We start from the raw sequence: 21,874 nt of genomic DNA, 5'->3' as shown, positions 1-21,874 counted from the left end.
TTAACAGAATTAAAAGGATTTAAAACTTTTGAACCTGGTGTAAACCTTTGCGAAACTGGCGGTTATTCTTTTCTTAATAATTCAAAAACTTAAAATTTAAAATATTCTTTTGCATTGTTATAAGAGATGTCCTGCACCAATTTTCCAATCCATTCCATATCATTTGGAAGTTCCCCTCTTTTGATTTCGTCACCTAAAAGATTACACAGAATACGTCTGAAATACTCATGTCTCGGGAAAGACAAAAAACTTCTTGAATCGGTTAACATTCCAACGAAACAGCTAATTAATCCCATATTTGAAAGAGCATTCAATTGTTTTGTCATTCCATCCTTCTGGTCCAGAAACCACCAACCTGATCCAAATTGTACTTTTCCTTTACTACTTCCGTCATTAAAGTTTCCGATCATGGTTGCCATGACTTCATTGTCGGCAGGATTTAAATTATAAATGATTGTTTTAGTCAATTTATCTTTGCTGTCCAAAGCATTTAAAAAAGACGAAAGTTTTTGTGCCTGCGGATAATCTCCAATCGAATCCCAACCCGTATCCGGACCTAAAATTTTGTGCATACGTGCATTATTGTTACGTAAAGCACCTAAGTGAAACTGCTGTACCCATCCTTCCTCATGATACATTTCTGCTAAAAAAAGCAATATGGCACTTTGGAATTTTAAAGCTTCTTCCGGAGTAATAATTCTGTTTTCTCTTTTCTTTTTGAAAATCGTATTGATCTCCGTTTCTGTAAATTCTTCAAAATAGATCTGATCTAATCCATGATCGCTTAGTTTACAGCCATTTTGGCTAAAAAACTTGATTCGTTTTTTTAAAGCGCTACATAAATCGGAATAGGTATTTATCGCCACACCGGACACATCCCCTAATGTGTCCAGATAGGCATTATAACCATCGTTTGAAATTAGAATGGCTTTATCAGGCCTGAAAGCCGTACTCATTTTAGTCCCAATCGGATTCTTAGCTAATTTTTGGTGAAACTCGAGCGTATCAATAGGACCTTCGGTCGTACACACTAGTTCGGCATTTACTTTTTTAAGCAAATTCTGCGTGCTGTAACTTTCAGAATTTATTTTTTCAGTCGTTTCGATATAGATCTTTTCTGCTGTTTTTTCATTCAACAAATCATAAATATCAAAATAACGTGCTAATTCCAAATGCGTCCAGTGGTACAAAGGATTTCGCATGGTATACGGAACGGTTTTCGCCCAGTTTATAAATTTATCTTTATCTGAAGCGTTTCCTGTAATAAATTCTTCCTTTATTCCCAAAGTACGCATGGCGCGCCATTTATAGTGATCCCCATTGATCCATACTTTTGTAATCGTATCAAAAATGGTATTATCTGCAATATGTTGTGGAGACAAATGATTGTGGTAATCAATTATCGGTTGATTTTTTGAGTAATTATGATACAATTCTTCCGCGAATTTATTTTCAAGCAAAAAATTATCATTTATGAATGTGGTATTTGAACTCATACTTTTTTATCTAATTAAAAATTATTCGTTTGCCGGTTTACCAATAGTAGCAAGGATTCCACCGTCAACATACAAAATATGACCGTTGACAAAATCACTCGCTTTAGAAGACAAAAATATCGCTGCTCCTGCCAGATCATCTGCATCTCCCCATTTCGCAGCAGGCGTTCTGTTAATTATAAAATCATTAAAGGGATGCCCTTCTACTCTAATCGGTTTGGTTTGTTCTGTTGCAAAATACCCCGGACCAATACCGTTAATCTGAACATTGTATTTTGCCCATTCGGTAGCCATATTTTTGGTCAGCATTTTCAAACCACCTTTGGCAGCGGCATAAGCCCCTACTGTATTTCGGCCTAATTCACTCATCATGGAACAAATGTTGATTATTTTCCCTTGTCTTCGTTCAATCATTCCTTTGGCAACGTGTTTAGAAACAATAAACGGGCTTACTAAATCGAGGTCTATTACTTCCTTAAAGTCGGCCACTTCCATTTCGATTAACGGAATCCTTTTGATAATTCCGGCATTGTTAATTAAAATATCAATTGGCCCTACTTCACTTTGAATTTTTTGAACTGCAGCACTAACTTCCTCCTCTACGGTCACATTAAATCTATAACCAACGGCTTTAATTCCTTCGTTTTGAAGTTCTTTTACCGCATCATCTATTTTTTGTTGCGACGAATTACCGTTTACAACAATTGTTGCTCCGGCTTTTCCTAATCCTTTTGCCATTGCCATTCCCAGTCCGTGTGTACTTCCTGTAATCAAGGCTACTTTTCCTTCTATATCAAATAATGAATTTGCCATATTCTTATCTTAAATCTGTGATTTTACAAACGTCCATGTCTCCATAATCTAAATTCTCACCCGCCATTCCCCAGATAAAAGTATAATTACTTGTTCCTGAACCGGAATGAATAGACCATGGCGGAGAAATTACAGCCTGATGATTGTTCATCCAGATATGTCTGGTTTCCTGCGGTTGTCCCATAAAATGACAAACGGCCTGATTTTCGGGAATATCCAAATAGAAATAAACCTCCATTCTGCGATCGTGAACGTGCGCCGGCATGGTATTCCAAACACTACCCGTTCTTAACTCCGTCATCCCCATTTGCAATTGACAAGTGGTTACAACCCCTCCGATAATCATTTGATTTACGGTGCGATGATTTGCAGTTTCCACTGTGCCTAATTCTAATTTCTTGGCTTCTTCCAAACTCACTTTTACTGTTGGATAATTCGTATGAGCCGGTGCTGAGTTGATGTAAAATTTAGCCGGATTTTTGCGGTCATCGCTTTTAAAAACAACCTCTTTATTACCACTGCCGATGTACAAAGCATCTTTAAATCCCAATGAATGAGACACTCCATCAACAACGATTGAACCGCTGCTTCCAACATTAATAATTCCCATCTCTCTGCGTTCTAAAAAATAACCCGCTTTAAGAGGATCAATAGTTTCCAATTGCAAATCGCTTAAAGGAACTGCTGAACCGGCAATATATCTGTCGTAATGCGAGTAGACCAATACAATCTCATCTTCCTGCATTAGGTCATCAATTAAAAATTCCTCTCTTAATTGCTGTGTGTCGTATTTTTTAACTGCTTCCGGGCTTGACGCGTATCTTGAACTGTGTTTTGTCATAACTTTAAATTTAATGTAATCGATTGCATAAAATTAAAATAATATTCTAAAATTATCCTTTAAACCGTTTAAAAAGTTTTTTTTATTTTATAAATCTGTAATTGGACTGTATTTTGGCACTAACGTTTTCATTACCAACCAACCAGTTAAGTAACAAACGGCACAAATTGAAAAAATGATAAAATAACCTGATTCAATTCCGTGAAAGCCCATAAAGGCCATATTGCTTTCTTTCGCATAATCAAACAACATTCCTGATCCTTTATTAATGAAAGTAGAACCGACTCCACCTGCTAAACCACCAATTCCGGTAATTGTTGCAATTGCTTTTTTAGGAAACATATCACCAACAGTCGTAAAAATATTTGCCGACCAGGACTGGTGTGCGGCTCCTGCAATACCAATTATGATTACGGGAATCCAATAACTAATATGTCCTAAAGGCTGTGCTATTAAGGCTAAGAGTGGGAAAAAAGCAAAAATTAACATCGCTTTCATTCTTCCTTCGTACGGATTCATTCCTTTTTTCTCCACAAAATAAGTCGGCAGCCAACCTCCAATAATCGATAGTAAGGTGATCATGTACAATACAAATAAGGGTAAAGCAGCCTGTGTTGAGTCCATTCCGTAAACAGAGCTCAAATAAGCTGGCGTCCAGAATAAGAAAAACCACCAAACACCATCGGTCATAAATTTACCAAATGCAAAAGCCCAGGTTTGTTTGTATTTAAAACAAGCGGCAAGAGACACTTTAGTTGTTGTTTCAGGAACATATCCAGCCATTTTGCTATCAGCGACATCATCTTGTTGGATGTACTCCAATTCTGCAGCGCTTACTTTTGGGTGTTTTTCTGGTTTATCATACATAAATACCCAAAAACCCATCCACACAAAACCAAGAGCCCCAATGATAATAAAAGCCATTTCCCAACCAAAAGACTCTGCTATAAAAGGAATTGATATTGGCGCCGCCAAGGCTCCTACTGTTGCTCCGGCATTAAATATACTGGTAGAAAAGGCTCTGTCTTTTTTAGGAAAGTATTCTGCGGTTGTTTTTATGGCCGCCGGAAAATTTCCTGCTTCTCCAATAGCCAGCACAAAACGGGCAAAAATAAACAGGCACACACTAACGTTAATGACCATCCCGGTATCCTTTACCGTACTGATGATTTCTTTTGCTCTTTCAAAACCAATAAACCATTCACCTGCTATGATTCCGGCTGTTGCAATTCCACAAAAGGCATGCAAGCAGGCCCCAAAAGACCAAATACCAATAGCCCATAAAAAACCTTTTTTAGTATCCAACCAGTCTACAAATCTTCCTGCAAACAAAAGTGATACCGCATAAAAAATCGAAAATAACGCGGTGATATTACCATAGTCATTGTTTGTCCAATGAAATTCCGGTGCAATAAAATCACTCCACGTTAAAGAAAGTACTTGTCTGTCTAAATAATTTATAGTAGTTGCAAAAAATAACAGGGCGCATATACTCCAACGATAATTTCCAACTGTGGTTTTGGTTTGGCTCATAGTAACTGAATTTGTATGTTTTATGGTAATGGTTAATTCTTAAAATTTTACAACTCTCGACATTTCAACTTCATCAATTATGCGCAATACAACTTCTTTGTTCAATGGATCAAAACCAGAATAGAAACAAAAAAATGTAATCGATTGCACAAATATACCTTTAAATCTTTATATTCCAAATAAATTGCGTAAAAAATTAATTTAGGCTTTTAAATAAATACATTGTATAGAAAATATTACGCTAAATTACATATTAAACAATATATTTGTTAAATAGCAATATGTGGAAATAATCCGTTTCAGGTATAAAAATTGTACCAGATTCGCTTCTTAAACATTCATTTTGAACATTTACTCGTTTATACTGCTTCACTGCGAATACTGCAGGCTTTCTAAAAATGTAAATCTGAATTTAATCCTAAAAAAACAGTACAACTAAACACTTCTAAAATTGAAAAACTACCTCTTAAAAAAAACAGTCTTATCTCTCTTCCTGCTTATAGGAATGCTAAATCAAATACAAGCGCAAAATCAGGTAATCCCGCTCTGGGAGACCATTCCCAGCGAAATTAAAGCAGCCGATTATAAAGAAAACGAAACTGTAAAGGACGGAAAAGTACAAAGCAGCAGTTTGGTTACGATCCCTACTTTAACGGTCTTTTTGCCCAAAGAAATCAAGCCAAATCAAACGGCGATAATTATTCTTCCGGGTGGTGGATATTCGCATTTGGCCATTGCAAAAGAAGGTACAAAAGTAGCGGAATGGTTTACTTCTATGGGAATCGTAGCTTTTGTTCTCAAATACAGATTACCCAGTGATTTAATCATGAAAGATAAAGCGATTGGTCCTTTGCAGGATTCACAGGAATCTGTACGTTACGTGCGACAAAATGCAGCGAAATGGAATATTGATGTTACTAAAATTGGAATCATGGGTTTTTCGGCAGGTGGTCATCTCGCTTCCACACTCGCAACACATTATGAGGAGAAAGTATACGAACCGGCATCAAAAGTAAGTGCGCGTCCGGATTTTTCACTTTTAATATATCCTGTAATTTCAATGCAAAACGAAATAACACACAAAGGTTCTCAAACGAATTTACTAGGTACAACTCCGTCTTCTGCATTAATCGATTCTTTTTCTAATGAAAAGAGGGTCACTGCCCAGACTCCACCCGCCTTTTTAGTGCATGCAACAGATGATGAAGTGGTCTTGCCGGAGAATAGTATTAATTACTATTTGGCTCTTAAAAAAAATAAAGTTACCGCTGAGTTACATTTATATGAAAAAGGAGGTCATGGCTTTGGGTTGGGTGTGAATGGCACCAGTAAATATTGGACAAAAGATTGTGAGGAATGGTTAAAGAGTAATGGATACTGATCATGTCAAAAAGTTGCGTGGAAGTAAAAATCTCGCAAAGACGCCAAGTCGCAAAATTTTAATGAAAAAATGGAAAAAAAACTTTGAAACTCCATGACATAAGAGAAACCCAAAGTGAGAAAGAGTAAAACTTAAAAAGAAAAAGAAAAAACTTAGCGACTTGGCGTCTTTGCGAGATCCTCAAAGCGAGAAGCATGGAAATTGCTACTTAAAAACTTGCGCAGAAAAAGTATAAGACTTAGTAATTATAATATAAAGTGAATTTCAAAAAATTACTCCAAAACTTTTAGACTTAATTCACGGATACAGCAACTAAACAAAAAAAGTCTATAGATTTGATGAAACAACCAAATCTATAGACTATAGAAAAAATAAACCTTATTGTATTATTTTGATTTTATACAAAGCTATCCACACTAAAATGAATAGGTCAAATTTTCTTTCTTAACTAAATGTTTTTCTCCAAAAAAACAATAACAATCGAAGGGTAAATACTGTCTTAAGAGGCATGAAACCTACTAAACTGCCGACTTCTGTTACGCAAATTTATGTCGTACTTTTGAGAATAGCTTACGGTTTCCCACATTTGCGTCATTCTTTTTGATTTATTCACATTTCAGAAACCTTAATTTGTTGTATCAGATCAACTTAAGACTTACGCTTTAACAAATAATTTAACACATGTACTAATCAAATACACCAACACTAAAAACTGCCAACTGTGCCTGTGACTGAAAACTCATTTAATTTTCTTATTCCAGATTAAGTTCAAACCAGTATTTAACTGATACATTTGTATTATAAAATAAAGATTATGAAGACACTTGAATTCTTAATACTCGGAAAAAACGAAGCAATTTTACCCATCCTACTTCGACTTGTAAATGCAAATGACAACTGGAATGCGGTAGCTTTTAATGACGAAAAATTAGCACAGGATTACTTTCTGAATACTAAAATAGATATGGTTTTATTAAGTTCCGGAATAGAAGATCATGTCGAAAAAGAATTCACTGCCTTCTGCCTAAAAAACCAGCCGGAAGTAGAAGTAATTGAACATTTTGGCGGTGGAAGCGGGTTATTGCAATCTGAAATACTGCACCGATTGCATCTTAAAGGAAAATTATAAATCCTTTTCTCTTTTTTCAGATGATCAAAAATCGATAATGATTCCATTTATATTTTAAATTTGTACGTTCCAAACCTGTCTAAATGATGAAGAAATATTCTGTTGTTATTTATCCTTCACAAGCAGTTATTGCTGCTATAAAAACAATGAAGGAACTTCTGAAAACTAAAATTGATTGGTACAGCAGTTGCAACTCAGTAGCGCATATCACTATTTGTGAATTTTCTTTAAGTGAATCGGAAATAGATAAAGTCAAACAAAAACTTTTTAAAGTTTGCGATACGTTTACGCCTTTTCAGGTCAGTCTTGATCATTTTGGGGCTTATGAAAATAGTGGCGCTTTCTTTATCGCTCCCAATGAAAATTCGAAAAAAGACCTCAAACCGATTATGAAAAAAACACAGGAAACATTGAGGTCCTTAAAACTAAAAAAAAGCGACGATCCTCATCTGTCTATCGGTAGGAAATTAACTCCTGAAAACTTAAAAATTGCTTCACAACTTTTCACCACAATCGATCTTGATTTTTTGTGCTGTGAAATTGTTTTGCGAGAACTTGATCCTATAAAAAAGCAGTTTTTTGTAATTGATACTTTTAGTTTTAATGGGAATGAAGTTGCTGAGTTTGTACAGGGGAGTTTATTTTAACCGTAAAGGATGATGGGTGTTGTCATGGTTTTTTGCATCCTCGTTTTCGCAAAAATACTCGTAATCGTGTCATTTCGACGAAGGAGAAATCACATCCAATATTCGACAAAGATTGGCGATTTTCTTTACGGAATTTCTTGTGTGATTTCTCATTCTTCGAAATGACAAAAAAACGCAAAACCGATCTACAAAACACATAAGGTTAAGCAACCCCCAACCTGAAACCTGAAACCTGAAACCTGAAACCTGAAACTTGAAACCTGAAACTTGAAACTTGAAACCTGAAACCTGAAACTTGAAACCTGAAACGAAAAAACCTCTCCTCTTTTTTTCGTATATTTGATTTTTACAACTCCCACATGAAAACACTAGATTCATTTTACCAGGATATCACAGACGGTTCTGCAGTAGAACCGGGTTCTTTATTACCAAATGGAATTAAAAAAGAAATTGGTCATTTTAATGTGTTCAATATTAAGGAAGTTTTAGAAAGGCTTCAGGGAAAAGCCATTATGCCTTATGACCGAAGAGCGTATTATAAAATTAGCTTGATAAAAGGCAAAAACAGAGCCGAATATGCCGACAAAATCATTGAAATTGAGCAGTATGCACTTTTGTTCGCCACTCCTAAAATCCCTTACAATTATCTGCCGCAAGACACCAATCAATCGGGGCAGTTTTGTGTGTTTACCAATGAATTTTTATCCAAAAACAAAAGCGGAATTGATCTCGATGAACTTCCTATTTTTGCTACAGACGGGTATCCAATTTTTCAAATTTCGCATGAAGAAGTTGCTGAAGTCGAATTGATATTCAACAAAATACAAAAAGAAATCAATTCCGATTATGTGTACAAATACGATTTGATCCGAAATTATGTGGCCGAATTAATTCACTTTGGACAAAAACTACAACCCATAACAGCTTTGTATTCTAAACACAATTCAGCAGCACGAGTTTCTTCGTTGTTTGCCGAATTATTAGAAAGACAATTCCCTATAGAATCTCCGCATCAACGACTTACACTGAGAACAGCAAAAGATTTTGCCAACAGATTATCCGTTCACGTAAACCATCTTAATAAAGTTTTAAAAGAAAATACCGGAAAAACCACCACCGAATTAATCAGTAACCGTCTGACAAACGAGGCCAAAACCCTCTTAAAACAAACAGATTGGAATATCTCTGAAATTGCTTATTCTCTAGGTTTTGAAGAACTGGCACATTTCTCTAATTTTTTCAAAAAACAAACCACCTTTACCCCTTTAGCATTCCGATCTTAAAAATATTTCCAATTACAATTTTGGAATTTGGAATTTGAATATTGGAATTTGATTTTCTTTGAATTTCGCAACTATCGGTTTGATATTTACAATTCCCTACCACTACTTCGCTCCTACCTTTGCCTAATCAATTTAAAAGATCGAAAAGATGAATTTATCAAACAACAAAATTTTAATCACCGGTGGCGCCAGCGGCATCGGACTTGGATTGACGCAGCGATTTATTGAAGAAAATAATACCGTAATAATCTGCGGAAGAAGAGAAACAGCTTTAAACGAAGTTGCAGCCCGATTTCCTTCGGTTATTACAAAAGTCTGCGATTTAGCCGTTGAAGCAGAGCGCATTACGCTTTACGAATGGATTCAGGAAAATCATAGCGACTTAAATGTATTAATCAATAATGCAGGAATTCAAAAATGGGTTTCGGTAACCGATGCTGATTTTTATGAAAGTGCCAAAACTGAAATTAGTACTAATATAGAAGCTCCGTTACATTTAACTTCTTTATTTATCAATCTAAAATCACTTACAACAGTTATGAATGTAACTTCAGGACTGGCATTCTCTCCTTTTGCAAAAGTTCCGGTATATTCCGCAACTAAGGCATTTTTCCGCTCTTTTACACTATCACTTCGTCATTTATTACAATCCAAAAACATCGAAGTTATCGAAATAATTCCACCTGCGCTTAACACTGATCTTGGAGCAGTAGGCTTACACGACGGTCATCCCAGCGTGAGTAGTTTTATCGAATATATTTTTGAACAGTTAAAAGAAGGAAAAACCGAACTTACTTTTGGAACTAGTGAAACCAGATTAAATGCAAGCGCAGCAGAATTAAAACAACATTTTAACGCATTACATTCTAATTAAATAATTGTAAAACATGAGATGCAAAATACCTTACTTCTCACATTTTACATTTTACATTTTACCAATAACAAACAACAAATAAAATGGCAGCACACACAAAAATCGCCTTAGTAACTGGCGGAAGCAGAGGTTTAGGAAAAAACATGGCATTGGCTATAGCAAAAAAAGGAATCGATGTTATTCTGACTTACAACAGTAAAAAAGAAGAGGCAGAAACTACCGTAAAGGAAATAGAAAGCCTAGGTCAGAAAGCGGTAGCGATTCAATTGAATATCTCGAAATCAGATACTTTTGATTCTTTTTTAGGAGAGGTACAAACGGCTTTAAAAGACACTTTTCATACAGACAAATTTGATTTTCTTGTGAACAACGCCGGAATCGGAATTCACAAACCTTATATCGAAACTACAGAAGCTGATTTTGACGAGTTGAGCAACATTCAATTTAAAGGACCTTTTTTCCTGACTCAAAAAGCACTCGCCCGCATGAATGACGGTGGTGGAATTGTAAATATTTCAACGGGACTGGCTCGATTTTCATTCCCGGGTTATGCTGCTTATGCTGCAATGAAAGGAGCTATGGAAACCTTAACCAAATATCAGGCAAAAGAATTAGGCACCAGAAAAATCAAAGTAAATATAGTCGCTCCGGGTGCCATAGAAACTGATTTTGGACATGGAGCCGTACGAGACAATGAACAATTGAACCAACACATCGCTTCACTAACGGCATTAGGAAGAGTTGGTTTACCGGACGATATTGGTGGTGTTGTTGCCTTTTTATGTACAGAAGATGCTCGCTGGGTCAATGCACAACGCATTGAAGTTTCGGGTGGGATGAACTTATAATATTTTATCAAAAATAAAACCCGACAGGTTAAAAAAAACTGTCGGGTTTGGGTAATATAATTGAGTTAGTAAGAATTCTTTTTTTAATCTTTTTGAATGATGACGTCAAAACCTCCGTTTTTATCAAAAACGACATCGTAGAATTTTGTCTTTTTTTCTATTCCGACTTCATACGTTGTTTTGTTTTTGTCATCTACCACTATTGCAATTTCACGAATGGCTTTTGCCGGATAATTCTGTTTCAGATACGCTTGTGCTTTTGGTGGAAGCTGGCTTAACGGAATCTGTGTTTCAGTCGCTTTTAAATTTCCTAAATTATCATAAACGGAAAGGGCTTTTGTCTTTGTTGTAAGATTGAATTTTGCCTCATACCTCATTTCATCATTATCATCACCTACATATTCCATCGCCCACACGGCCGTTTTATTCGGATATTGTTTTTCAAAAGCAAAACGAACTACTTCCGGTGGCGTTACAACTTCTTTCATCGCAATGCCCTCTTGTGCCATCAAATAACCACTGCATAAAAAAACAAAAAGTAACAAAACGTTTTTCATGATTTCAACTATTAAATTAAGACTCAATCCAATAACGTAATGAAAGTACTACTTTAAAATGAATAACAAATGAATTTTTTATTTTTTTAATCGATCGGACAACTCTCTTTTATAAGTAATTCCAATCGGTAATTTTTCTTTTTTAATGCTAACAAAATCTTTCTCAGTGCTTTCAATTTTATCCAGCGAAACGATATACGATTTATGAATTCGCATAAAATTCTTTTCCGGAAGGCATTTCTCCAATTCTGTTGTGGTAATAGAGGCTAAATAGGTCTTTTTGGTGGTATGCAACTTCACATAATTCCCAAAACTCTGTGCGTACAAAAGCTGTTCTAATTCAATATCAACAAAATAACCGTCTACTTTCACACTTACCGAACTAACGATTGCTTCCTCCTCTTTTTCCTTTACACTTTCTGTCGCAAAAAAACGATCAATTGCTTTTAAAAATCTGGGAAAATAGATGGGTTTTAAAAGATAATCTATTACGCCATAATCATAACTTTCGAGTGCAAATTCAGAGTAAGCCGTAGTCAAAATAGTCTTCGGGTGTGTGGGAAGAATCTTCAACAATTCCATTCCTGAAATCTCAGGCATATTGATGTCCAAAAACATTAAATCGACTTTGTTTTCACGCAGATAATCCATTGTTTCAATGCCATTATAACCTTGAAAAACAAGTTCCAATTGTGGGTTTTGCTTGATATAATTCGCCAGTACATAATGTGCTGCCGGCTCATCATCAACAATAATGCATTTTTTGGGTTCTCTCATTAAACAAACTTTTTCAATTGTACTTTTAAATCCACGATATAGGTATTTTTATCATCCTGAATGTCCAATTTATAGTCTTTCCCATAAATCAGATTCAAACGTTCAATTGTATTTTTCAAACCAATTTTAGTCGAAACCACGTCTGTTTTTTTCTTGGGAATGGAATTAACCACATGCAAATGTAATAGCCCATTTTCGACCGTCACAATAATCCTGACAAAACATTTCTCAATGGCACAGGTTCCATGTTTAAAGGCATTTTCAATAAAAGCAATCAGCAGCATTGGCGAAACTTTATAGGCGTTTTCGTTGTCAATTTTACAATCGTATGTAATCTCACAACGGTAGCCTACACGCTCTTTTTCAAGTTGTACATAACTGTTTATAAATTCCAACTCTTCTTCTAAAGATACGCATTGTTTGTTATTACTCTCGAGCTGATAGCGCATTAATTGTGACACTTTCATAATCAAATCCGGTGTTCTGTCGGGAAATTCTAAACTGATTCCGTAAAGTGTATTAAACGTATTGAATAAAAAGTGCGGATTCAATTGTCCTTTCAAAGAATTCAACTGCATTTGGTTGAATAATAACGTTTCGTCTGTTTGTTTTTTGTGAATCCTATAAAACTTAAAAACAATGATCGGACTCAAAATGCAGACCAGTGTCCCCAATACACTGGCCAGCTGATATACATAACTTCTTTGATGTGAATTTTGATACAAACGACAATTGCTGAACATGTCGAGCCTAGTTAATTCGTATAAAACGAGCGAAAAAACAAACACCCCGAACAAGGTCAAAAAGATATACGTTAAAGGTCTTTTGGTTCTGAAAAGTATCGGCAACAGAAAAAAACGATTGAACTGGGCATGCATATACAAAACGCAGTAGAAAAAAATACCCATTAAAATAGAAGTTGCTGAACTAAATAACATCCAGTCGTTTTTTAACGTATAAATCGTAAAGGAAAAGGCAACAACGGCAATCTCCTGCCACCATTTGTTATCCAACATATTTTCCAGCTTCTTATTCATACTTACTTCTTAAATAGTTTACAAAGTACGAACAAATATTTAATTTTTATTTCCATTAAATGACAAATTCAATTGGTCATTTACTAGTGTCTTACATCATTTAAGATGACAAAAATCATCGAAAGTAAAATAATTTTGGTAGATCATTTTACACTTTGAGTTATATGTATTTCAAAAAAATTACTTTACTATTTTTCTTGATTTTTGCCTCAATCGGTCATTCACAAACCTTGTCTTTAAAAGAAGCCCTGAAGACTGGTCTTGAAAACTACGGATCAATCAAAGCAAAAAACAACTACGCCAGCGCTTCCCGGGAAACGCTCAAACAATCCCGCCGTGATTATCTGCCCAATTTAAATTTATCTGCGCAGCAAGATTACGGAACTGTCAACGGACAGAATGGCCCGCTTTATGGTTTTGGAGGTCTCGGAGTCGCTTCGTCGGGATTACCGCTTCCGCAGCAAAACTGGAACTCTGCATTTGGTGCTCTTTATTTGGTTAACATGAACTGGGATTTTTTCACCTTTGGAAAAACACAGGAAAAAATCAATTTATCTAAAATTGATGTTCAGGCCAAAGAAAAGGATTTAAATCAGGAAAAATTCCAACAGGAAATCAAAATTTCGGCAGCCTATTTAAATTTATTGGCAAGTCAAAGATTATTGATTTCACAGCAAAAAAATCTGGTTCGTGCAGAAGTTTTCAAAAAAACGGCTGCTGCCAGAGTTAAAAATGGATTATTAGCCGGTGTAGATTCTACATTGGCAACAGCGGAAGTTTCTAAAGCCAAAATTGCTTTAAATCTTGCCCGAAACTTCGTGAAAGAACAAAACAATAAATTAGTCGATTTGATGGGAGTTGCTCCTCAGGATTTTATTGCGGATACGCTTTTTGTGACTCAAATTCCAAAAGAGCTTATAACCAATAATCCTTCAACAGACAGTCTTCACCCTTTATTGCAACTTTATAAAACCAGAATCGATTACAGCAATCAACAGGTTAAATTGTACAAACGATTTTATTACCCGACCATGAGTGCTTTTGGTATTTTACAAACACGAGCATCGGGATTTGATTCTTCTTATGCGGCTGATCAAACCGCTTTTAGCAGAAATTACTGGGATGGTGTAAATCCGGATCGTAGTAATTATTTGGTTGGAGTTGGAATTACGTGGAATTTAACAACACCATTCAGATCCAGCAAACAAGTCAGTGCTCAGAAATTTGTTTCTCAGGCTTTGCAGGAAGAATACAATCAGGCCGACAGAGAATTGAAATCGCAATTGACTTTTGCCGAAGATAAAATCAAAATTACACTCGACAATTATGTAGAAGCTCCAATTCAGGTTAAAGCAGCTGCTCAGGCGTATTTGCAAAAATCGACTTTGTACAAAAACGGCTTAACCGATTTGACAGACTTAACACAGACCATTTATACACTAAACCGTGCTGAAATTGACCGTGATATTGTCAACAATAATGTCTGGCAGTCTTTCTTATTGAAAGTAGCCGCAACTGGTAATTTTGACTTATTTATGAACGAATTTTAACTATAGAACCAAATGAATTTAATACGTTTTGCACTCCGCAAACCCATATCTATATTGGTAATGGTTGCCGGCCTATTTTTCTTCGGAATTGGCGCCATCAAAGACATTAAGGTAGATATTTTGCCTAAGATGAATTTACCGGTTATCTATATTGCACATCCGTTTGGAGGATATACTCCGGATCAGATGGAAGCTTATTTTGCCAAGAATTATGTGAATATTTTACCTTTTGCCAATGGTGTAAAATCGGTAGAAACCAAGAATGTTCAGGGGTTAATGATTATGAAATTAACCTATTACGAAAACACCAACATGGCTCAGGCGGCAGCCGAACTGAGTGCATTATCCAACAGGATTCAGGCGGCATTTCCTCCGGGAACCCAGCCTCCGTTTATCATTCGTTTTGATGCTTCTTCCTTGCCTATTGGTCAATTGGTTTTGAGCAGTAAAATCAGATCCAATAACGAATTGCAGGATTTAGCCAACGTTTATGTTCGTGCTTCTTTTACTTCAATTCCCGGTTTGTTATCACCTGCCCCTTTTGGAGGAAGTCCGAGAACCGTTGAAGTAAATGTAGATCCGGATTTATTGCGTTCGCACAATATGACGCCTGATCAGATTGTGGAAGCCATTCGATTAAACAATCAAACTGCTCCTTCGGGAAATGTTAGAATTGGTGACAAAAACTATATTACACCAACCAACAATACAATTCGAGATATTAAGGATTTTGAGCAAATTCCGTTATTCAAAGGTGGCGTTCAAAACTTAAAATTAGGTGATGTTGCGACCGTAAAAGACGGTGCCGATATTACCAACGGTTATGCTTTGGTAAACGGTAAACGTTCTGTTTATATTAGTATTGCAAAAGCAGGAGATGCTTCTACGTGGGATGTGGTTCAGAAATTGAAAGCGGAACTTCCAAAAATTCAAAGCACACTTCCCGAAGATGTAAAATTGTCTTATGAATTTGATCAATCTGTGTATGTAATCAATTCCGTTAAAAGTTTAATTACCGAAGGAATTATCGGAGCCGTTTTAACCGGATTAATGGTTTTACTTTTCCTTGGAGACAAACGTGCTGCTTTGATTGTAATTTTAACGATTCCGATTTCGATTATTTCCGGTGTTTTGTTCTTGAAATTATTCGGACAAACCATCAACTTAATGTCTTTAAGCGGATTGGCACTGGCGATCGGAATTTTGGTGGATGAAAGTACTGTAACCATCGAAAATATCCATCAGCACCTCGATATGGGGAAACCCAAGGCACTCGCCATTTGGGATGCCTGTCAGGAAATTGCATTGCCTAAATTATTGATCTTACTTTGTATTCTGGCTGTATTTGCTCCGGCATTTACCATGGTCGGAATTCCGGGAGCTTTGTTTTTGCCATTGGCTTTAGCAATCGGATTCTCGATGGTCTTTTCTTTTTTACTTTCTCAAACTTTTGTGCCTGTAATGGCCAACTGGCTCATGAAAGGACATCCTGTACACGAACATGATCCAAGTATTACCGATGATGAAGCGGAGTTTAATGAATGCGGTCTGACACCTGAATCTGAGCGAGATTTGATTTCTCAGAAAAAGGTAATGGTTGAAAGAGACGACACCAATAGAGATGGTAAAATAAGCACCTTTGAACGTTTCAGAATCCGATTTATGAAAACGCTGGATCGTTTGCTTCCACATAAAAAAGCAACCAGTCTAATCTATCTTATCGGAATCACCGTACTCGCGCTAGTATTTTTAAATTTTATTGGAAAAGATGTTTTTCCTAAAGTAAATTCAAGTCAATTTCAGTTGAGAATGCGCGCCGCAGACGGAACCCGTATCGAACGCACCGAAGAAAAAGCCATATTAATTTTGAAAGAAATCAATAAAATGGTAGGTAAAGAACATGTCGGAATCAGCTCTGTATATGTGGGGCAACACCCTTCTCTATTCTCCATCAACCCGATTTATCTTTTTACTGCGGGTCCACACGAAGCTGTTTTTCAGGTGAGTTTGAAAGAATACCATGTCGATATGGATGAATTTAAAGACGATTTGAGAGCAAGAATCAAAAAAATCCTTCCCGATGTAAAATTGACTTTTGAACCCATTGAACTTACAGACAAAGTATTGAGCCAAGGTTCACCGACTCCAATCGAAATTCGAATTGCAGGAAAGGACAAAAAAAGAAATGAACTTTATGCCAGTCAAATTGTCGAAAAACTTCAAAAGATAGCTTATTTCAGAGATGTACAAATTGGGCAACCGATTCATTATCCTGCTTTGAATATTGATATTGACAGAACGCGTGCAGCAGAATTAGGAGTGGATATGAATGATATTTCGAGATCCCTTATTGCCTCAACCTCTTCTTCGAGATACACCGAAAAAAACACCTGGATAGATGAAAAAACAGGTTTATCGGTTGCGGTTCAGGTACAAGTTCCGCTTAGTCAAATGAAAAGTAAAACAGATATCGGAGAAATTCCGGTATTAAAAAACTCGCTTCGTCCTGTATTAAGCGATGTGGCCAAAATTACACCGGGCTTTGTAAATGGTGAAAATGACAATTTAGGGGCTATGCCATACATTACCGTTACAGCCAACATCCACCAAACCGATTTAGGTACGGCGACAAAAGATGTAGCTGCAACAATAAATTCATTGGGTGAATTACCGCGGGGATTATTCATTTCTCCCATTGGTTTAAGTACTGTATTAAGCGAAACATTAAGTAGTTTACAAGTTGGGTTATTGGTTGCCATCATGGTAATCTTCTTAATGTTGGCCGCTAATTTTCAATCGTTCAAAGTATCGTTGGTAATTTTAACAACTGTTCCGGCGGTAGTTTTGGGAGCTTTGTTAATGCTTACCCTTACTGGTTCAACCCTAAATTTACAATCGTATATGGGAATCATCATGTCGGTTGGAGTTTCGATTGCCAATGCGGTTTTATTGGTTACCAATGCCGAACAATTGCGCAAACGAAATGGCAATGCACTGGAATCTGCCCGTGAAGCAGCGGCCTTGCGTCTTCGTCCGATTATCATGACTTCTGTAGCGATGATTGCAGGAATGTTACCAATGGCAATTGGTCATGGCGAAGGTGGCGATCAGGTTTCTCCTCTGGGAAGAGCGGTTATCGGCGGGTTGTTATTCTCGACTTTTGCAGTATTGCTAATCTTACCGTTAATTTTTGCCTGGGCACAGGAACATACCACAACACAATCTGTTTCATTAGATCCGGAAGACGAAGAAAGCATCCATTATATCTCAACACTAAAACCAAAAAATGAAAAATAAAATCATACAATCGACCGCACTATTTTTTGCAGCCCTGTTTTTTCTAAACAGTTGTAACTCCAAAAAAGAAGAAACTGTTACCGCAGAAATCGAACCTAAAACAGCGACTTTTCTTTTAGCAAAAGAAAAACTAACCACCGAATTGCGCTTGCCAGCCGAATTAACCGGTTTTCAGCAAGTAGATTTGTATGCTAAAGTGAGTAGTTTTGTTAAAACGCTAAAAGTAGATATAGGATCAGAAGTTAAAAAAGGACAGCTATTGATTGTTCTGGAAGCTCCTGAAATCAGTTCACAACTGGCTGCAGCCGAATCGAGATTAAAATCGATGGAAGCGATCTATGCCACCAGCAAAAGCACCTACAACCGTTTGTACGAAACAAGCAAAGTAGAAGGAACAATTTCTAAAAACGATTTAGAAATGGCAAGCGGAAAGAAAAATTCGGATTATGCGCAATATCAGGCCGCAATTGCTGCTCATAAAGAAGTTTCAATAATGAGAGGTTATCTTGAAATCCGTGCTCCTTTTGATGGAATCGTTGCAGCAAGAAACGTGAACTTAGGAACATTTGTCGGTCCCGCAGGAAAAGGTTCTGATTTGCCTTTATTGACAATCCAGCAACAAGATAAATTGCGTTTGGCGGTTTCGATTCCGGAATTGTACACGGGGTATTTACACCAAGGTGACGAAATGAGTTTTAATGTAAAATCATTACCTGATACTTTCAAAGCCAAAATTCAGAGAATGTCAGGAGCTTTAGACTTAAAACTACGTTCCGAGCGTGTAGAAATGGATGTACACAACACAAAAGGAAATTTATTACCCGGAATGGTTGCCGAAGTTCTTTTGCCGCTTAATGCAAAAGACAGCACCTTTGTAGCACCAAAATCTGCCGTAGTAAATTCAGCCGAGGGTACATTTGTTATAAAAGTAGTCGATCATAAAGCAACAAGAATCAACGTCAAAAAAGGAAGAGAAATCGACGATAAAATTGAAATTTTCGGTGATTTGAATGCAAATGATAAACTGATCAAAATTGCCAGTGAAGAAATTAAAGAAGGTGATGTTGTGAATGAGTAATCTTCGTTTTACTATTTTTTCTTAATCGCTAAGCGCACAAGGTTTAACTATAGCATTACTACTTCTTTTTATCATTATACTTAATTTTTTTTGCACGCAGATTTAGCAGATTCCACAGATTTTTTATAGGAGGTAAATAAGATCAGCCTAATCTGCTAAATCTGCGTGCAAAAGAAAATCTTTGCGAGCCTTGCGTAAACCCTTGCACACTTTGCGGTTAAAAACACAAAGCACATATTTTATTTAAAGCTTAAACCAAAAAGCCCTTAAAAACTTCTGTTTTTGAGGGCTTTTTTATTCTGACAAACCCATAAAAAATTGAATTAATTCCAGTAGTATCAACACTAAAAAATACTCATTTAGGAGTATTTCGAACAATTAACAAATGAACTAACTTCGTTATGATTATCCAATACCAACAGTAAACTTATAATTTAACTCCTGTCAAAAAAACAAAAAATGATAAAAAAACTACTAAAATTAGTCGTATTATTTACAGCCACTTTATTGTTAATAGTATCCTGTTCCAAAAATGACGATGAAGAGACAACAACTCCGGAAACACCAACATCCACCGTTCCTGTACTAGAAGACAATGTAAAAATTATTGACCAGACCAAGCTTCAACTTGATGTAACGCCTACTAAGATTGACGAAGGAATCTATCAATTTACATTTACCGGTACAGCCCCCACTATTAAATCCGGAGATCTGATTGTAGGCGATCAGGGAGAAGGTTTTATACGAAACGTAACCGCATCAAAAGTAGATGGTAACATTATCACCTTACAAACCACTCAAGCCTCTATGGCGGATCTTTTTAAAGAAGGTGGCTTTAACTTTAGTTTAAATATGAACGATTTAACTGAAAAGAAAGCAGCTTCGGGGTTTTCTTATACCATTACTAATCGGTCGATCTATCAAGAAGGCCCTTTGAGTATTGTCTTGAATAAAGGACAAATCGATTTTGATCCCAATTGGTTTTTTGATTTTAAATTTAATAAAACCGGTATGACCTTTTTTGAGCTCAGCGCCAAAAACGCAAAGCTTAATGGTGAACTTACTGCAACTGTGACAGCCGCTCAAGCCACAACCTTAGTCAATAAATCATCTTCAATATTAACTAATCCAAAGGCTTTTACAAAAGAACACACTATATGGGTACCTGCTGTTTTATTAGGTGTAACGGTTCTTGTTCCCGTAAGAATTGTTGCAAAATTGGATTTAATACTGGATTATTCAGCAACTATTAATGCGGCTATTACACGTCAAACAACATTTACTTCGACAAACACGTTTAATTTAGGAATACAGTACGCCAACGGGCAGTGGAATGACATCAATAGCTTTTCAACTGTAAACAAATTTACATTATCTCAACGTACAGGAAATGCAAAAGCCACAATCAATCTTGCATTAACACCTAAAGTAAGTTTTAGACTTTATAATCAGGCGGGTCCCTATGCCTCTGTTAGTTTAATGGAACAATTATCAGGCGCAATAGCCTCACCTTCCTTAGATTGGGATTTTAAGGCTGATGTTTGGTTAAAAGCAACTGCAGGCGTGGAAATTGAAATTTTAGATTTCGATAAGCTAGACTACAATAAATCAATAGAAACAGAAAAATTATTCTATACAACTCCTTATAAAATTGAATCTGTATCAGGTAATAGCCAAGTTGGGGAAGCGGGGAAACAACTAAGTAACCCAATAAAGGTCAGAATCATTGACAATTTAGAAAAAATACAGTCCAACGTACCGGTTTATTTTAAAGTTGAAAGTGGTGGTGGTTCTGTTCAAACTTCCAGCATTATGACGGATGAAAATGGTTTCGCCCAAACCACATGGAAACTGGGAACATCCGGAGAGCAAGTCGTAACCGTTAGTGCAAAAAAAGGAGATGGAACAAATATTCTCGGAGTCCCTGTTACTTTTACAGCGTTATTTAAATCTCTTATTGGTACCTGGACCTTGATTTCAGCAACACCTGCTATTGGTACCTTCGTTCCGGATTATATACAATGTGTCGGTAACGGAGATATTGTAATGGAAGAAAATAGAATTAATAGCGGACAAATGATTGTTACAAAAGACGGAGGCCAAATAATATTTAATTCTACCCAAAAATACAATAATATTACCTACGACGATAAATGTAAAGTAACACAAGATTCGCCTGACACCTTTACTGAAGGAACAGATAACGCTGCTTTTACTTACGATGAAAAATCGTTTTTCATAAAAGATGTTGAATCCGGAACAATTGATACGTATTCTTATACTTTACTCTCAGCAAATAAAGTAAGTGTACTGGGCTGCGTGTTTGAAAGAAAGTAACGGTAATCTTTCAGGTTTCAAGTTTCAAGTTTCAAGTTTCAAAGTTTCAGGTTTCAAGTTTTAAGTTTCAGGTTTCAAGCTTAACTGCAAGGTTCGCAAAGATTTTCTTTTGCACGCAGATTTAGCAGATTAAGCTGATCTTATTTACCTTAAAAAAAATCTGTGCAATCTGTGCAATCTGCTGATAGCGAACTATCGAAGCAAATCTGCATGCAAAAAAAGGCATAAAATTAAAAAGGATTTGTAATGCTGTAGTTAAACTTTGTGTGCGGTTAAACACTCAAAGCATGCCTCATTTCCACCCTGAAACTTTAAACTTGAAACTTTAAACCTGAAACTCAAAACTTGAAACTCAAAACTTGAAACTTTAAAACCTGAAACAAAAAAACTCCTCCA

17 protein-coding genes are annotated in these 21,874 nt (G+C 36.2%); 10 read left to right on the top strand and 7 right to left on the bottom strand.

All coding sequences use genetic code 11. The features are described 5' to 3' along the window. Positions 1-89 precede the first annotated feature (89 nt). From uxaC to AB674_RS12975, 4 genes are all read right to left on the bottom strand, one after another. Positions 90-1,496 (bottom strand): glucuronate isomerase, encoded by a 1,407-nt coding sequence (uxaC, locus tag AB674_RS12990; protein ID WP_047777233.1) that lies wholly within the window; start codon positions 1,494-1,496, stop codon positions 90-92. Positions 1,497-1,517: 21 nt separating this feature from the next. Further along, positions 1,518-2,309 (bottom strand): gluconate 5-dehydrogenase, encoded by a 792-nt coding sequence (locus tag AB674_RS12985; protein WP_047777232.1) that lies wholly within the window; start codon positions 2,307-2,309, stop codon positions 1,518-1,520. A 4-nt stretch (positions 2,310-2,313) separates the two neighbouring features. Next, entirely contained in the window at positions 2,314-3,150 is an 837-nt protein-coding gene (gene kduI / locus AB674_RS12980; protein ID WP_047777231.1) for a 5-dehydro-4-deoxy-D-glucuronate isomerase, read from the bottom strand. A gap of 87 nt (positions 3,151-3,237) precedes the next feature. Continuing rightward, on the bottom strand, positions 3,238-4,683 hold the full coding sequence (locus tag AB674_RS12975) for an MFS transporter (RefSeq protein WP_047777229.1): 1,446 nt from the start codon (positions 4,681-4,683) through the stop codon (positions 3,238-3,240). A gap of 505 nt (positions 4,684-5,188) precedes the next feature. Between AB674_RS12975 and AB674_RS12970 the strand changes: the two genes are divergently transcribed. The 6 genes from AB674_RS12970 (at position 5,189) to AB674_RS12945 (ending at position 10,845) form a co-directional block, all read left to right on the top strand. After that, entirely contained in the window at positions 5,189-6,064 is an 876-nt protein-coding gene (locus AB674_RS12970) for an alpha/beta hydrolase (protein ID WP_082210635.1), read from the top strand. A gap of 814 nt (positions 6,065-6,878) precedes the next feature. Beyond that, entirely contained in the window at positions 6,879-7,193 is a 315-nt protein-coding gene (locus AB674_RS12965) for a hypothetical protein (protein WP_047777225.1), read from the top strand. A gap of 83 nt (positions 7,194-7,276) precedes the next feature. Further along, positions 7,277-7,840 (top strand): 2'-5' RNA ligase family protein, encoded by a 564-nt coding sequence (locus tag AB674_RS12960; protein WP_047777223.1) that lies wholly within the window; start codon positions 7,277-7,279, stop codon positions 7,838-7,840. 359 nt (positions 7,841-8,199) lie between these two features. Further along, positions 8,200-9,123, top strand: a complete 924-nt coding sequence (locus AB674_RS12955) for a helix-turn-helix domain-containing protein (RefSeq protein ID WP_047777221.1) — start codon at positions 8,200-8,202, stop codon at positions 9,121-9,123. A gap of 148 nt (positions 9,124-9,271) precedes the next feature. After that, the gene (locus AB674_RS12950) at positions 9,272-9,997 is read left to right on the top strand and encodes an SDR family oxidoreductase (protein WP_047777220.1); all 726 of its coding nucleotides are present in this window, start codon (positions 9,272-9,274) and stop codon (positions 9,995-9,997) included. Between the two features lie 83 nt (positions 9,998-10,080). Beyond that, on the top strand, positions 10,081-10,845 hold the full coding sequence (locus tag AB674_RS12945; RefSeq protein ID WP_047777218.1) for an SDR family oxidoreductase: 765 nt from the start codon (positions 10,081-10,083) through the stop codon (positions 10,843-10,845). Between the two features lie 83 nt (positions 10,846-10,928). Here the strand turns inward: AB674_RS12945 and AB674_RS12940 are convergent, their stop codons facing one another. The 3 genes from AB674_RS12940 to AB674_RS12930 all read right to left on the bottom strand — a co-directional run bounded on the left by AB674_RS12940 (position 10,929) and on the right by AB674_RS12930 (position 13,216). Next, the gene (locus AB674_RS12940; RefSeq protein ID WP_047777216.1) at positions 10,929-11,402 is read right to left on the bottom strand and encodes a PepSY-like domain-containing protein; all 474 of its coding nucleotides are present in this window, start codon (positions 11,400-11,402) and stop codon (positions 10,929-10,931) included. A gap of 78 nt (positions 11,403-11,480) precedes the next feature. Then, complete coding sequence (locus tag AB674_RS12935; protein ID WP_047777215.1) at positions 11,481-12,179, bottom strand: LytR/AlgR family response regulator transcription factor; 699 nt, start codon at positions 12,177-12,179, stop codon at positions 11,481-11,483. Next, a complete protein-coding gene (locus AB674_RS12930; protein ID WP_047777211.1) occupies positions 12,179-13,216 on the bottom strand; it encodes a sensor histidine kinase in 1,038 nt (345 codons plus the stop codon). Before AB674_RS12930 ends, AB674_RS12935 begins: the two co-directional genes overlap by 1 nt. A 164-nt stretch (positions 13,217-13,380) precedes the next feature. Between AB674_RS12930 and AB674_RS12925 the strand changes: the two genes are divergently transcribed. From AB674_RS12925 to AB674_RS12910, 4 genes are all read left to right on the top strand, one after another. After that, entirely contained in the window at positions 13,381-14,766 is a 1,386-nt protein-coding gene (locus AB674_RS12925; RefSeq protein ID WP_047777210.1) for a TolC family protein, read from the top strand. 12 nt (positions 14,767-14,778) lie between these two features. Beyond that, positions 14,779-18,063, top strand: a complete 3,285-nt coding sequence (locus tag AB674_RS12920; protein ID WP_047777209.1) for an efflux RND transporter permease subunit — start codon at positions 14,779-14,781, stop codon at positions 18,061-18,063. After that, positions 18,053-19,141 (top strand): efflux RND transporter periplasmic adaptor subunit, encoded by a 1,089-nt coding sequence (locus tag AB674_RS12915; RefSeq protein ID WP_047777208.1) that lies wholly within the window; start codon positions 18,053-18,055, stop codon positions 19,139-19,141. The genes AB674_RS12920 and AB674_RS12915 overlap by 11 nt, the downstream gene beginning before the upstream one ends. 459 nt (positions 19,142-19,600) lie before the next feature. Beyond that, entirely contained in the window at positions 19,601-21,478 is a 1,878-nt protein-coding gene (locus AB674_RS12910; RefSeq protein WP_047777207.1) for an Ig-like domain-containing protein, read from the top strand. Positions 21,479-21,874: the final 396 nt, after the last annotated feature.

This window comes from Flavobacterium sp. ABG (assembly GCF_001027725.1).
In the GTDB taxonomy this organism is placed as follows: domain Bacteria; phylum Bacteroidota; class Bacteroidia; order Flavobacteriales; family Flavobacteriaceae; genus Flavobacterium; species Flavobacterium cupriresistens.
The sequence above is the reverse complement of the archived record's forward strand: the minus strand, read 5'-3'. Positions and strand labels throughout refer to the sequence as shown.